The 14,091-nt window shown below is 61.2% G+C and carries 9 protein-coding genes, 1 pseudogene and 1 CRISPR repeat array (1 of these 11 cut by a window edge); of the genes and pseudogenes, 9 read left to right on the top strand and 1 reads right to left on the bottom strand.

Translation table 11 applies throughout. The annotated features are described in order from the left end of the window. The first annotated feature begins 381 nt into the window (after positions 1-381). On the top strand, positions 382-1,851 hold the full coding sequence (locus WDB86_RS15215) for a hypothetical protein (protein ID WP_341485890.1): 1,470 nt from the start codon (positions 382-384) through the stop codon (positions 1,849-1,851). A 781-nt stretch (positions 1,852-2,632) separates the two neighbouring features. On the opposite strand, the pseudogene WDB86_RS15210 reads toward WDB86_RS15215, so the two are convergent. Beyond that, positions 2,633-2,827, bottom strand: a pseudogene (locus tag WDB86_RS15210) (recombinase family protein); the annotation flags it as partial. 1,073 nt (positions 2,828-3,900) lie between these two features. Between WDB86_RS15210 and cas3 the strand changes: the two are divergent. The 8 genes from cas3 (at position 3,901) to cas2e (ending at position 12,295) form a co-directional block, all read left to right on the top strand. Continuing rightward, positions 3,901-6,402, top strand: coding sequence for a CRISPR-associated helicase Cas3' (gene cas3 / locus WDB86_RS15205; protein WP_341485889.1), 2,502 nt, complete (start codon positions 3,901-3,903; stop codon positions 6,400-6,402). Positions 6,403-6,570: 168 nt separating this feature from the next. Continuing rightward, entirely contained in the window at positions 6,571-8,160 is a 1,590-nt protein-coding gene (casA, locus tag WDB86_RS15200) for a type I-E CRISPR-associated protein Cse1/CasA (RefSeq protein WP_406737080.1), read from the top strand. Next, positions 8,157-8,675 (top strand): type I-E CRISPR-associated protein Cse2/CasB, encoded by a 519-nt coding sequence (gene casB / locus WDB86_RS15195; RefSeq protein WP_341485887.1) that lies wholly within the window; start codon positions 8,157-8,159, stop codon positions 8,673-8,675. The genes casA and casB overlap by 4 nt, the downstream gene beginning before the upstream one ends. Beyond that, positions 8,672-9,730 carry a type I-E CRISPR-associated protein Cas7/Cse4/CasC gene (gene cas7e, locus WDB86_RS15190; protein ID WP_341485886.1) on the top strand — a complete coding sequence of 353 codons (1,059 nt, stop codon included), beginning with the start codon at positions 8,672-8,674 and terminating at the stop codon, positions 9,728-9,730. The genes casB and cas7e overlap by 4 nt, the downstream gene beginning before the upstream one ends. After that, positions 9,723-10,421 carry a type I-E CRISPR-associated protein Cas5/CasD gene (gene cas5e / locus WDB86_RS15185; protein WP_341485885.1) on the top strand — a complete coding sequence of 233 codons (699 nt, stop codon included), beginning with the start codon at positions 9,723-9,725 and terminating at the stop codon, positions 10,419-10,421. The genes cas7e and cas5e overlap by 8 nt, the downstream gene beginning before the upstream one ends. Continuing rightward, positions 10,418-11,095, top strand: a complete 678-nt coding sequence (gene cas6e, locus WDB86_RS15180; RefSeq protein ID WP_341485884.1) for a type I-E CRISPR-associated protein Cas6/Cse3/CasE — start codon at positions 10,418-10,420, stop codon at positions 11,093-11,095. The genes cas5e and cas6e overlap by 4 nt, the downstream gene beginning before the upstream one ends. Then, positions 11,095-12,033 (top strand): type I-E CRISPR-associated endonuclease Cas1e, encoded by a 939-nt coding sequence (gene cas1e, locus WDB86_RS15175; protein WP_341485883.1) that lies wholly within the window; start codon positions 11,095-11,097, stop codon positions 12,031-12,033. Before cas6e ends, cas1e begins: the two co-directional genes overlap by 1 nt. Continuing rightward, complete coding sequence (cas2e, locus tag WDB86_RS15170) at positions 12,014-12,295, top strand: type I-E CRISPR-associated endoribonuclease Cas2e (RefSeq protein WP_341485882.1); 282 nt, start codon at positions 12,014-12,016, stop codon at positions 12,293-12,295. Before cas1e ends, cas2e begins: the two co-directional genes overlap by 20 nt. A gap of 98 nt (positions 12,296-12,393) precedes the next feature. Next, positions 12,394-14,091: a CRISPR direct-repeat array (repeat unit 29 nt; unit sequence CCGTTCCCCGCCCACGCGGGGATCACCCG) (it continues 407 nt past the right edge of the window).

The raw sequence follows: 14,091 nt of genomic DNA, 5'->3' as shown, positions 1-14,091 counted from the left end.
AACTGCGGGATCTGAAAGGGCAGTGACCAGATCACCGATCTTCTGGCGGTAGAGATCGCCAAGGCTTGGGTGCATCCGCAAGACCGCTGGTTCCGGGGCCTCTGCAAGCTGGGTGTAGAGGGACACAGATATCTTCAGTGATACCGGAAGAGGCCAGAACAACCCGGAAGAAGCCGGAAGGGCCAGTAAAATAAGGCGTTTAAAGGCGTAGATGCTCTGTAATGGCCGTGCGACAGGGTGTCTTTCAGTAAGACCGAAAATGGCCGTTTAACGCGCGAGTGCGACACAGAGTTTTTCAGTCGCGGTGCGCCGTAAATCTTAGAGGATAAGGATCCCCAGGCGATCAGTACCATCTCCGGTCTGGAGGGCGCACTAGCCGGCTTGGAAGGTTCGATCACAGATATCCAGCAGGTGACAGCTGACGACGATTACTGGATTGATTACAGCGTCGATGCAGGTGATTGCTTCGTTGAAGGGATTGGTAATGACGGGAAGCGGTGGCGGGCCTTGAATGGTACTGTCACGGAATTGGTCGAGGTCTATCGCGATCCTCTTTCGGGTGAAGTTGCGCTGGATGGTGTGCCATATCCGGTGCCGGATATCGGCGATTTCCAAACTGTCGATCATGATGCCGAGGGTCGCTTTGTGTTCGGGCGCACCTTTTCTGGCGAACAGTACATGGCGCTCAATGGTCAGATCGTTCGCGTGTCGGATGCGGGCGGCGCTCCATCCGACTGGGATCGTGATCTATCCTATAATCCGGTGACGGGTCTGCATTCTCCCGCGGATGGGTCTGCGACTGACAGAATGATCCTCGTCGTCGGCCAGAGCCTTGCGAACGGCTCGACGTCGGTCGCCTCGGATCAGCCCATCACAACGGTAGCAGAGCATCCCGGATATGCCCTTATGGCAGGTGCCCAGCCGTGGAATAGCTCTGATGCGGTCACCGAGTTTCAGGACCTGCGCGAGGTGCGCCAAGGCGACGGGGCAGCAAAAGAGACGGTGTGCAGCGGGATGGCTGACCGGATGATGCGCGAATTCGAAAGCCAGTTCGGGTATAAGCCGCGCTTGATCTTCAAAACGGTCGCGCGTGGCGGGCAGGCTTATTACGGCTCGCAGACCAACGCAACGGGCGGGCTGAAGCGGGGCTCGGAAGGCTATTCAGAAGTCCTGCGGGTGCTACGGCAGTCAAAAGCCGTCAGCACGGCGGAGGGCAGGCAGCTGGAGGTCGTAGCCGTTGTAATCATACACGGTGAACAGGATCACAATGAGGACACGACGCGAGAGAATTACGCGCGGGCGCTCGCCAATTGGATCGGTGACCTGTCTGACGATATCCGGCTGATCACCGGCCAGCCGGACAGGGCCAAGGGGTATCTCACGCAGGTAAGCCGCTGGGATGATGATGCCGAAACGCAAGGCGTAGTCTCCCGCATTGCAAATGCCCAGCTGGATGCTCAGGCGCTCACGCCTGGCCTGCGCATGGTCGGACCGATCTATTTCGGGGATCAGTCTGGTGATAATAGCCACCCCGCACCGCGCACCTACCGCCAGATGGGGCAGATGATCGGCGATGCGCTGCTGGCCGATCTGTGGGGGCCCTACTGGACTGCCCTTTACGTCGTAGATGGGTGGTGGGTCGGCACCGCTGGCAGTGCCACGCGGAATACGTTCGATAGCACGCTGGTAGTCGGCGCTGCGGGCCAGCCAGAGGGCACCCTTACTGGACGGATCAATGGCGGTGATATTGCTGACGTGATGGTCTGGTCGGTGGTACTGCATCTCAGGACAGACCTGCGGGATCTAGTCGAGAGCTATAGTCAGGCTCGGTATCCGTCCGTCGGGACTTAACTGATGTTTAGTGCAATACGGAGCGGCGTTCCTTACGATGATCGCGAAGTCCCGAAGCCTTAAACAGCGACAGTCGCCAAATGCCCGCTTTCACGTCCTATTCAAGGCTATAATCGGGGGCGTTAAGCACGTCATTTCAGAAAATCGTTTGCTGCAATTATCCGTGTCCCAGACTGAAAAAGTCCGTGTCGCGCTACACTGGGCTGACAGAATGCGCTTTTGACCTTCGAGCGCCGCCATCTTCTCCTTCATTGACGGGTGGTACATGCCATCTTCGATCGCCGCGAGGAAACTGGCGATCTTCTGTAAGCGTTGCATTTGAACCCTTCGAGGGGGGAGATTTCTCCCCTTGCCACTCTGCTAGGATCCTCAAAACACGAGGTATCATGCATGAATGACTTTCCAAAGATTCGGAACCACTATGGCTTTGCGATCGAGTTGCATCCAGGAGGCCGTCGCGTTTGGCCGCCGAGCTTCAAAAGATTTATACGCGAGAAAATCGAAGCGGGTCAACTGAGCGTCGAGGAAGTGCGAGAGGAATGCCGGGTTTCCAAATCCCTCGTGTACAAATGGCGCGATGATGTCGCGAAGGGTCGGGTTGCCGCTTCCGCGCCTGAAGACAACTCTGCCGAGCCGCTATTCTCGGAGATTTTGGTCCAGAATGACGAACCTCTACCGACAGGGGATGCTGCATCCGCAAGCGTCATTACGCTTAGCGGAGAGGTCGTAAATTTGACGCTTCCCGCTAACTACCCTCTAAAAGATCTGGTCATTCTTATCCAGGGCACTCCGCGATGACCCATGCTTCGGGCGCGTTGAGGCGCGCTTGGCGTTTGCCGGTCTCGGGATCCTTGACAAAGCGCTGGCGGTTCCAGATGCGAAGGCCGATATAGAGTTCGTTGTTCAAGATGCCGGTGCCACGCTTGGGGTTGCCGGAGATGGTCGAAAAACTCCATCGACCGCTGCGGCTTGGGATCAGGGCATCCGTGATGACGTCGCCCAGATGAAACAGCATAACTTCGAGGAGCATAGGCGGCAGGCAACGCAAGAGGCCGCAGAGGCGAAGCGCGCCTTGGATGAACTCGTCGAAGAGCGGGCCAGGCAGCAGATGCAGCTTGAGGGTCTGACCGTTGAACGTGATCGCACGGATGGCGATCTCGATGCCGCATGGGAAGAATTCCAGTCGCGGCAGCATCAGATTTTGCGGCTGAAGGAGGACGAAAAAGCGCATCAGGCCGAGCTGGATGCGCTGAACGCCTCGGCGGAGAAGACCCGGTGCCACCTTGCCGAGCTCGACGCCCGAGCGGTCGCGGCCAAGGCGGAGGAAGAACGTCGACGCGCCGATATGCGCCGTCTCGAAGAAAAAGAAGCCGCAATCGCGGCACAGGAGGAAGAGCTTGCGCAGAAGGCGCAGTAGGTTGCGGCGGCCGCGACCGCAAACGGAGAAAGAGGGCGCCTCATCGAGGCGCGTCAGGCTGAAGTGGCGCTGCGGGAGCAGCGTCAGCATCAAGAGGCAGAAGCCGCGCAAGCGCGCGAAGCTGCATTGGATGCCCGTGCGGGCGAAATTTCTCTCAGAGAAGGGGAGGTTGAGGGGGCGCGTGCCGAACTGGTGAAGGAGGCAAGAGAGGTGAGGGGGCAGCGAGAGGAGCTGGAGGCGAGCCTCGCGGCAATTGATCACGTGGTCGCGGAGGTTATGGCGGGTGATGTCACGGCCTCGGACGACGGCAAGCTGTACTTCAGGAATCCTGAGCCCGTCATTGCAGCTCCCAAGCCGCTACGGTTATCCGCGCGTTCAACCGGGAGATTGACTAGATCAAGTTGGGCATCGTGGATCGATTAGATGTTGCTGGGGGTGAGGCTGCTCCGAGGGTATCTGGACATTCCGAAGGCGATCGATGCAGGCCGTTGAGGTCGGCAGAGATTGGGATGTATAGTGTATAAAGGTATTCTATAGGCTCTCGGTCAACGCTGACCACATGACTTTTGCAGGGCCTCCCTTCAGGTCTTGCTGTCCCGAAGTATAGTTGCTGCGGGGCATTCGGAATTTATATGCGGCTATTGCGTGGAGAAGAGATTTTGGTGAGCCACTGCGTTTTAGATTGGCCTGGTAAATCACCGGATGAGGACGGGATTGAACATCCCGCAGTGTATCATATGCTGGATGTCGCTGCGGTTGCCGAGAGCCTTTTGGAGCCGATGAACCTGCCGCAGGCACAGAAGTCCTTTCTGGCCTTGGCTGCGGGTCTGCATGATCTGGGTAAGATTTCCGAGAGCTTTCGAGCCATGCTCCGCGAGGGCACAGGACAGCATTTCGGTAGGCATTGGGAAGTCACCGAGCATTGGTTAGAAGAGAGCGATGATCTGCTGAAGCCGATCATTCCTGCCTTGTCTGCTCGCAAGGCGCTGCGGGCCGCAATTGCTGGCCATCATGGACGGCCTCCTGTCCTCGAGGATTTCGCGAAACTATCCCGCGCCGCGGGGCACAAAGCTGCCGTAGATGCGCGGCAAGTCTTGCAAGAGTTTCTGCAGCTATGGCCCGAGGCGCGTTATGATCTGCCCAAGGATCAGCTTGCGGCGCAAAGTTGGTGGCTGCCCGGCTTCATAACAGTGGCGGATTGGCTCGGTTCGAATACCGCGTTTTTTCCTGCAGTTCCGGCAGGGCCCGATCTGGCAAGCTACCTTACTCAGGCCCGACACAAAGCACAGAATGCCGTGGCGGCGGCAGGGCTTCTCGCGCCTCCTTTGGGCCAGAAGCCGATTATCCCGGCGGATTGGGCGTTGCGCCCGATGCAATCGGCCGCTGCGAGGATTGTTCTGCCGGATGGCCCCGTTCTGGCGCTGATCGAGGATGAAACAGGTTCGGGCAAGACCGAAGCCGCGCTTATCCTCGCACAACGCATGATGCAGGCGGGCAAGGGGGCGGGGCTTTATTTCGCACTGCCAACGATGGCCACGGCCAATGCAATGTTCAACCGGGCGGCGGATTTGATAGCTCGGCTTTACGACGGGGCTCCAAGCCTAGCGCTGGCCCATGGGCGGGCCGCGCAATCGGATCGGTTCCGCGCCCTGCTACGTGCGCCAGCGGGATCGGGGCAGCCGCAATGCAGCGCTTGGCTTGCCGATGATCGGCGGCGCGCGCTATTGGCGAATGTCGGCGTCGGCACTATCGACCAAGCGCTTTTGTCGGCCCTGCCGGTACGCCACGCGATGCTGCGCCATTATGCAATTGCGCAGAAAATCCTGATCGTGGATGAGGTCCACGAGATGGGCGATCCCTACATGGCGGAAAGCCTGTGCCGCTTGCTAGAGTTGCATCGGCGGATGGGAGGCTCGGCGATCCTGATGACCGCGACGATGCCGATTGCCCTGCGTGATCGCCTGTGCCGCGCGTTTGGCGAGGCCCCGCCCGATAGCCCCGCCTATCCGGCGCTGACCATTGCCGGTTACGGGCAGATGGTCGATCTGTGCTCCCAGAGCCTGCGCGGACCAGTCCAGGTGAACCGCCTTGGCGATGTCGATCAGGCATTAGATTTGCTGACGAAATCCGCGGACGATGGCGCTGCCTGTCTTTACGTGCGCAACGCGGTCGATGACGCGATTTCTGCCTGCGCGGCGTTGCGTGCGCGAGGCGTCCGCGCCGATCTGCTGCATGCCAGGTTCGCGCTGTCGGATCGATTGCGTCATGAGGCGGCGGCTCTACGGACCTATGGTAAGGGGCGCGAGGCGCGCCCGGGCAGGGTTCTGGTTGCCACTCAGGTCGTGGAAAGCTCGCTTGATCTGGACTTCGATGTCATGGTTGCAGATTTGGCGCCGATCCCAGCGCTGGTGCAACGTGCAGGGCGCTTGTGGCGGCACTTGGACCTTCGGCCCGCAGCGCAGCGGCCAGTGAAGTCACCCATTTTGTATGTGGTGGCTCCTGACCCAGCGGATGTGTCGGATGTACAATGGCTGGCGCGTGTTCTCGGCAGCGGCGCATTTACCTATCCCGTCGACCTCCAATGGCGCGCAGCGAAGGCGCTGTTTACGGCGGGCCAGATCGATGCGCCCGCCGGATTGCGCGCGTTGATTGAAGCAGGGATGGCCGAGGATGATGAGTTGCCGCCCCCGCTGCAGGCCAGCGCGCGGGAGCGAATGGGCAAGGGCGCGGCAGAACGTGGACTTGCTGCGATGAATTTGATCCCGATCGACGCTTGCTATCGCCAGATTACCGGATTTTCCGATGATGCCGACTTTCCGACACGGCTGGGGCAAGAGGTCCGCACGCTGGTTTTGGCGCGTGATACATCGTCAGGGCTCCAGCCTTGGGCGGGCGAAGGCTGGACCATTGATCATCGTCAACAATCAGAGGTCAGCGCCTCGGTTTCTAGGCTAGCGCGCTACGATCTGCCCGATCAGTCCGCCCCCGATATTTCCGCGCTGAAGGCGGATTGGCCGGACTGGCAGAAATCGCGGGTTTTCGTCTGTCCTGTGGACGAGGATGGTAGGATTTGTGCAGGCACCAACGGCCAAGGCTTGTCTTATGATCCCGAGGTGGGCTTAATCTTTGCGTGATCCCTGCCCGTAGGGATGGCCCGCGTAAAGGGTATTATTAAGATTGTTCCATGCTTAGGCGGGGATTTGAAGTACATAGAGTGTGAATTGGAATAATTCTTGTGTATAAACGATAAGATATGCTTAGCTTAAATTGAGGAGGGTGAAGGGGCCTCCTGGTATTCGTAAATGATTTTCCGTACGGCCGACATGAGATGTGTCTTCGTCAGCAATTTTCTGCGGTTTGATGCTTGTGATTGTTATCAAAGTTTTAATCTTCGTTTCGGAGACCAAATGTCATTGAATCTCATCGAGGAAGCTTGGATCCCTGTCCGAATGGTGGATGGGACACGCCGGGTCATCGCGCCTTGGCAGATGGCCGATCCTCATATCGCCGCGCCTGATTGGCCGCGGGCCGATCTGAACCTTGCCTGCTACGAATTCCTGATCGGGCTGGTCTTCATGGCCTGCCCGCCGGAAGATTTGGATGATTGGGTCGATGCGCGGCCCGATGCAGACCAACTGCGCCGCGCCTTTGCGCCTTTCGCCTCTGCCTTCAACCTGCTGGGAGAGGGGCCACGGTTTCTGCAGGATCTGGAGGAATTGTCGGGCGAGCCCTCCAGTCCGGATCTTCTGTTCATCGATTCCGCAGGAGAAAGTACTGAAAGGAAAAATGCCGATCTGATGGTCCATCGTGATCGTTACGCAATACTGGATCTGCCCTCGGCAGCGATGGCGCTTTACGCGTTTCAACAATTTGCGCCAGCTGGAGGCCGAGGCAACAGAACTTCGTTGCGTGGCGGTGGGCCGATGGTGACCCTAGCTGATCCTGGGCAAGGGCTCTGGGCGCTGGTCTGGGCTAATGTTCCTTTCGGGCAGGCAGCTGGACTGCAGGATTTGCCTTGGATGCGTCCAACCATTACTTCCGAAACAAATTTATTGATTCACCATACAGATTCCACTCCTGTGGAAGCATTTTTTGGTATGCCCCGCCGCCTCAAACTTGTCGGACAAAATACAGTAACAGGCGTTGTCCAGCGACCTAACGGCACAAATTACGGTATATGGCGACATCCTTTATCGCCATATTCGCGGTTGAAACCCGGTGACGATCCCCTTCCGCAGCATCCTAAAAGCGGGCGCTTACCTTGGCGCAACTGGGCAGGGATTGTCCTGTCAGAGCCCCCACGCGAAGGTAGCTTGCGCCTGCGCGCCCGCTGCATTGAGGGCTATAGCGATCGTCATGGCGTGCAGCCGCGTCGGATGATCGTGGCGGGCTGGGCGATGAGCAAAGCCACGCCAATCGATTTCCTTTGGGCAGAACTGCCGCTACTGGCGATTGACCCGGAGGCGCAGGAACTGGCTCAAGATCTCATCGTTTCTGCCAATGATATCCGGTTAGAGCTAGGCAAAGCGCTGGGGCTGATCCTGTCGGAAGGCTCGGCGCGCGAGGCGCAAGCCGATCAGTTCTGGGCCGCGACCACGGATGATTTTACCGCAGCCTTGGCGAAGCTGGCAGGGCGCGATCCGAAAATAGCCTTGGATCGTGCCGCGATTGCAGGGCCCTTCGTTGTGGCACTTGGCAGGCAGGCGTTGGCGCAATTTGATGCCTTGGCATTGCCGGGCCTGTCCGAGGGGCGCGCCGAACGCGCAGCGGCCCTGATCCGGCAACGCGGCTTGTTGTCGGCCCTTATTCATGGGCGGTCCAAACCTGGTGCCAAGCTGTGGCTTAAGCTTGGATTAACACCACCCGAGACCAAAAGGAAAGAAACCGTATGAGCGACGATCCAATGACCGAACGGCGCCCGGGACAGATCCTCCTAGGCTGGTGGTCCACCTATCTGGGCGCGCGCGAAAATTCGGCTCAAAAGACGCTGTCGGCACGGCTGCGGCGCGGCGATGATGTCACCGTGCTGTGCCAACCTGAGGTACATCTTCTGGCACAGGAGCTAGGCTTGCGTGATGGCGCCCGGCTGGCACGATTGGCGCGGCTTCTGGCGCATGTGCGCACACATGTGCCGCGTCGTCTGCCGCAGATTCTTGGCCAGAAACCGGGCAAGGATGCGCAACCGCCACTGTCCCGGCTTCGTTTCGAGCGGCTCATTCAGTCTTCGGACGAAGATCTCGAGACAGCCTTGCGGCGTGCGCTACCCATGGCGGGGCAGAGCTGTAATGTTGCCCATTTGGGGGAGTCTGTCCTGATGTGGTCCGACCGCACCCGCACCACCTGGTGCTTTGATTATTACGGCGCACCTGCGCCGGACACCCTGATCTCTGAGGATATTTCGCAATGACGACCTTTGTGCAATTTCACCTGCTGACTACATACCCGATCTCGAACCCGAACCGCGATGATCAGGGTCGTCCGAAACAAGCGCTGATCGGCGGTGCGCCGCGGCTGCGGATGTCCTCGCAATCGCTTAAGCGAGCGATCCGCGAGAGCAGCTACTTTGCGCAGGATCTGGCCGGCAATACCGGAACCCGGACCAAGCGTCTGGCCACCGAACTGGCTAAAGAGCTGATCACCCAGGGCGCGTCTGACAAACAGGCGCAGGAGATCGCGGCGGCCATCGGCACAGCCTTTTCCAAGCTCGAACCGAAATCGACAGAGGCGACGACGCTCGCCTTCATCTCCCCCGAAGAATGGGCGCTTGCGCGGGATCTGGCGGCCAAAGCCATGGCGGGCGAGGCCTTGCCCAAAGATAAAGATCTCAAGAAAGCCGTGTTGCGGCAGGCGGATGGCGCGGTCGATATCGCCATGTTTGGCCGGATGTTGGCCGATAGCCCTGAATATAACCGCGATGCAGCGGTGCAGGTGGCGCATGCCTTCACCACCCATCGCGCGCAGGTGCAAGATGACTATTTTACCGCCGTCGATGACCTCAAGACCCGCGAGGAGGATGCAGGCGCAAGCCATCTGGGCGAACATGGGTTCGGGTCGGGGGTTTATTACCTCTATGTCAGCGTTAATGTTGATTTGCTGATCGCAAATCTAGGCGGTGATTGCGCGCTGGCGGCCAAGGGGCTAGAAAGCCTGACTCGGGCGCTGGCCACGGCCACCCCAAAGGGCAAGCAAAACAGCCACGCCCACCATCCGCGCGCAGGGTTTATCCGCGCCGAGCGTGGCACGCAGACACCCCGTGACTTGTCGGGCGCTTTCTTCAGTCCGGTGGCCGCAGACCTGAACGCCGGGATCGCCGCCCTGACCGATATGGCTACAAGAATCGATGCCGCTTATGGCGCGGGCTTTGACGAGATGGCCGTGATGGATGTTCAGGCGGGGCAGGGCACGTTGGCCGAGATCGCGGCCTTTGCGGCAGCTGCGGCAAAGGCGGGTGTGGATGCCTGAGTTTCTGATCTTTCAGCTGGTCGCGTCCTTGGGCGCGATGGGCGAATTTGGCGGCCATGAACGACGTGGCACGCTGGATCTGCCGGGACGTGGCGCCCTGCTTGGACTACTGGGCGCGGCGCTAGGGCGGCGGCGTGATGGGGATTTCAGCGATTTGGATGCGCTTTCGGTTGCAGTTGCGGGCTTTGGTCCAACCCAATATCTGCGCGATTATCATACGGTGCAAACCGTGCCATCAGCCGCCGTTAAGGCACCGCAATCCCGTCCGCAGGCCCTGCGGGCGGCGGGCAATCGGGTGAACACCACGCTGACCAGCCGCGATTACCGCGCCGATTGCGTCTTCGGCGTGGCGGTCTGGGCTGGCGATCTACCGGTTCTGGCCGCGGCGTTGCGTCGGCCGGTCTTTGCTCTATGGCTGGGCCGTAAGGCCTGTCCGCTTGCCGCGCCCCCCGATCCGCAGATCGTGACCGCCGACGGGCCCGCGCAGGCGATGGCGCATCTGCGTTTGCCGCCATGGATCGGGCCACGCGCTATGACGGTGATCGTTGCCGACGAAGGCACGGACCTGGGTGCAACTGCCCGGATCGAGACGCGGCACGACCGGCCACTGGATCGACAGCTGTGGCATTTCACCCAAGGCCGTTACGCGGTGGCCCATCCGGCGATCATGACACAGGGGGCGCCAAGATGATGTATCTTTCTCGGCTGCGCCTGTCGCGCGATCCGCAGACGCTGGCGCTTGATGCCTTACTGACCCCCGGCGAGGGGGGCGAAAGGCTCGATGCGCATCACCGCTTGATCTGGACGCTGTTTGCCGATGATCCGCAGGCCACGCGTGATTTTCTCTGGTGCGAGGATGGTCCGCGCGGTTTCTTGGTGCAATCTGCGCGCCCGCCGCAAGCCAGCCCGTTGTTTGATCCGCCCGAGATCCGCACCCATGCGCCCGATCTGCGCCCAAGCGATCAGCTGGAATTCTCGCTGCGGGTCAACGCAACCAAGACGCTGCGCCGTCCGGGCGAGCGCGGCACGCGGGTCGATGTGGTGATGAACCTTCTGCATGGTTTGCCCAAGCACGAACGTAATGCACGTCGGATGGATCTGGCGCAGGTGGCGGGTGCTGAATGGCTGGCAGGGCAGGGCGAAAAGGCGGGTTTCACCGTCGATCGGGTCGAGGTTCGTGATTACTCCACCCAGACTCTGCCGGGCTATCGTGGTCGGCGCAAAGGCGAGCCGCGGTTCGGCATCCTTGATCTTGGCGGTCAGATCACCGTGACCGATCCCGCGCTATTCCTGCCGCGGCTCAAGCAGGGGTTTGGTCGCGCCAAAAGCTTTGGCTGTGGTTTGATGCTGATCCGGCGCGCCTGATGGAGATGCCTGGCCTGCCGCCGCCCCGTCCGATCCCGCTCAAGGATCGGGCGCAGCTGGTGTTTGTCGAGCGCGCGCAGCTGGACGTGCGCGATGGTGCCTTTTGTGCGGTCAATTCCGATGGCACGGTGACCCAGATCCCGGTCGGCGGCCTAGCTGGGCTGATGCTGGAGCCCGGTGCTCGCATTAGCCACGCGGCCGTGGTGCTCGCCGCGCGCACTGGCACGTTGATCACCTGGGTGGGCGAAGGTGGCGTTCGCCTTTACTCCGCAGGCCAGCCGGGCGGTGCGCGGGCGGATAAGCTCTTGTGGCAGGCCAAGCTCGCGCTGGATGACGCTGCCCGCCTCCGCGTCGTACGGGCGATGTTTGCCCGTCGGTTTGGTGAACCCGCCCCCGAGCGCCGGTCAATCGATCAACTCCGAGGGATCGAGGGCGTCCGTGTGCGTGAGTCCTACGCACTTTTAGCGCGAAAGTTCGGGGTCGACTGGACACGGCGCAGCTACGATCCAAAGGATTGGGCTGCGGGCGATGTTCCTAACCGCTGCCTGTCGGCCGCGACTGCTTGTCTGCACGGTCTGACCGAAGCTGCGGTTCTGGCGGCGGGATACGCACCAGCAATCGGCTTTCTGCACACCGGCAAGCCCCTGAGTTTCGTCTACGACATCGCCGATCTGTGGAAACTGGAAACCGTCGTCCCCGAGGCGTTCCGGATCGCCGGACAGGCGGCACAGGGGCGTCTGGATATGTCCCCCGACCGCGCCGTCCGTCTGGCTTGCCGCGATGCCTTTCGGCGGTCGGGCCTCTTGGCAAAGATCATTCCGCAGATCGAGGCGGTCCTCGCGGCGGGGGATTTGCCGCGTCCCGTGCCGCCGCCCGATACCATTGGCCCTGCTTTCGAGGATGAGGAAGGGGGCGGCGATGATGGTCATCGTGGTTAGCCGCGCGCCACCGCGGCTGCGCGGACGGCTGGCAGCTTGGCTTCTCGAAATCAGGGCAGGGGTCTATGTGGGTGACTATTCGGCGCGCACCCGCGAGAGGATCTGGGATCAGGTGCTGGGTGGCCTTGAGGATGGCGATGCCGTGATGGTCTGGCGTGCCCCAACCGATCAGGGTTTCGACTTCCTGACAGCAGGTAAAAACCGCCGGATGCCCGAGGATTTCGACGGCTTGAAGCTTGTGAAATTCCTGCCGAGATCGTAGCCAGATCACGCTGCGGATCTCCTCATTTCAAAGCCGAAAAAATCGGTGCGCTCTTTGACATTAGAATAATCCTGTGTAATCAATGGTCTCTAGGAAGACCGTTCCCCGCCCACGCGGGGATCACCCGGAATGAGGGCACGGAAAAACTCATAGAGATATCCCGTTCCCCGCCCACGCGGGGATCACCCGGGATTGCTGACGCTATCGTGGAAAGCGCAGCGCCGTTCCCCGCCCACGCGGGGATCACCCGCGATTTCCGCCTGTATCACCGCATTGCACCCCCCGTTCCCCGCCCACGCGGGGATCACCCGACCTATGCGAAATCCCTTTCCGGCTGACACCGCCGTTCCCCGCCCACGCGGGGATCACCCGCCATCATGGCGGCACTCCAGCAGCTCGGCGGCCCGTTCCCCGCCCACGCGGGGATCACCCGGTGGCACCGTCGCCAGAAACAGATAACCGAGACCGTTCCCCGCCCACGCGGGGATCACCCGCGCCGGAAGCGTATATGGATATGCAAGCGTCACCGTTCCCCGCCCACGCGGGGATCACCCGCCACGATCAGTTATAACGACCAACTCTGGATCCCGTTCCCCGCCCACGCGGGGATCACCCGGCAGGCGGATGGAAATCGGTGCGCCTTGTCTCCCGTTCCCCGCCCACGCGGGGATCACCCGTGGCATCGGCACCGTCCAGCCATCGCCATCGCCCGTTCCCCGCCCACGCGGGGATCACCCGCGCCCGTGCTGGACCATTCGAAGGCAACCTCGCCGTTCCCCGCCCACGCGGGGATCACCCGTCTGCAAGTTGGTCGGAGTGGTCTTGTCCAACCCGTTCCCCGCCCACGCGGGGATCACCCGTTCTCGGTATTGATCATCAGCGGATCGGCATCCCGTTCCCCGCCCACGCGGGGATCACCCGCCGACGAGATGCTTAAAGTGATCGGCGCCCTCCCGTTCCCCGCCCACGCGGGGATCACCCGGGGCAGACGCTCGGAGGCGGCGGCTCGCTGTCCCGTTCCCCGCCCACGCGGGGATCACCCGACCGACGAATATTCGCGGTCGCTGGTCACGAACCGTTCCCCGCCCACGCGGGGATCACCCGGCGACAGGCCATAGCTAACAGGGCGGCGACATCCGTTCCCCGCCCACGCGGGGATCACCCGTTACATGATGCATATGGAAGGGCAAAGGCCCCCCGTTCCCCGCCCACGCGGGGATCACCCGGAGGCTGATCGATGAACTCGAAACCGACGCTGCCGTTCCCCGCCCACGCGGGGATCACCCGGCCTCACCTAATTCCTTAACGCTGATCTGATCCCGTTCCCCGCCCACGCGGGGATCACCCGATGCGCGAGGAAATGCGCGGAAATGGCGCGCTCCGTTCCCCGCCCACGCGGGGATCACCCGCGGCTGAAAGGCGATGCGCTGCACAAGGTGTACCGTTCCCCGCCCACGCGGGGATCACCCGCAATGGGTGCTCGATCCCGACGATATCCGTGTCCGTTCCCCGCCCACGCGGGGATCACCCGATAAACTAATTGTGTAAATCTCGTTACCGACGCCGTTCCCCGCCCACGCGGGGATCACCCGACACGGCAGCGGATCTGATCGCGCGGGCCTTCCCGTTCCCCGCCCACGCGGGGATCACCCGTGACCTCATAATTTTCCGAATAGGACACAGACCCGTTCCCCGCCCACGCGGGGATCACCCGATCAACTCCGGCGCAGCTCACATGAGCGAGGACCGTTCCCCGCCCACGCGGGGATCACCCGAGCGTCGTCGCCTCTGTCGAT

Origin of the sequence: Thioclava sp. GXIMD4215 (assembly GCF_045291555.1) — a bacterium.
Lineage (GTDB): Bacteria > Pseudomonadota > Alphaproteobacteria > Rhodobacterales > Rhodobacteraceae > Thioclava > Thioclava litoralis.
The sequence above is the reverse complement of the archived record's forward strand: the minus strand, read 5'-3'. Positions and strand labels throughout refer to the sequence as shown.

Excerpts from the sequence above, each read along its gene's own strand:
- cas3 (WP_341485889.1), top strand. The coding sequence starts at position 3,901 with ATGCGGCTATTGCGTGGAGAAGAGATTTTGGTGAGCCACTGCGTTTTA.
- casA (WP_406737080.1), top strand. The coding sequence starts at position 6,571 with ATGATTTTCCGTACGGCCGACATGAGATGTGTCTTCGTCAGCAATTTT.
- casB (WP_341485887.1), top strand. The coding sequence starts at position 8,157 with ATGAGCGACGATCCAATGACCGAACGGCGCCCGGGACAGATCCTCCTA.
- cas7e (WP_341485886.1), top strand. The coding sequence starts at position 8,672 with ATGACGACCTTTGTGCAATTTCACCTGCTGACTACATACCCGATCTCG.
- cas5e (WP_341485885.1), top strand. The coding sequence starts at position 9,723 with ATGCCTGAGTTTCTGATCTTTCAGCTGGTCGCGTCCTTGGGCGCGATG.
- cas6e (WP_341485884.1), top strand. The coding sequence starts at position 10,418 with ATGATGTATCTTTCTCGGCTGCGCCTGTCGCGCGATCCGCAGACGCTG.
- cas1e (WP_341485883.1), top strand. The coding sequence starts at position 11,095 with ATGGAGATGCCTGGCCTGCCGCCGCCCCGTCCGATCCCGCTCAAGGAT.
- cas2e (WP_341485882.1), top strand. The coding sequence starts at position 12,014 with ATGATGGTCATCGTGGTTAGCCGCGCGCCACCGCGGCTGCGCGGACGG.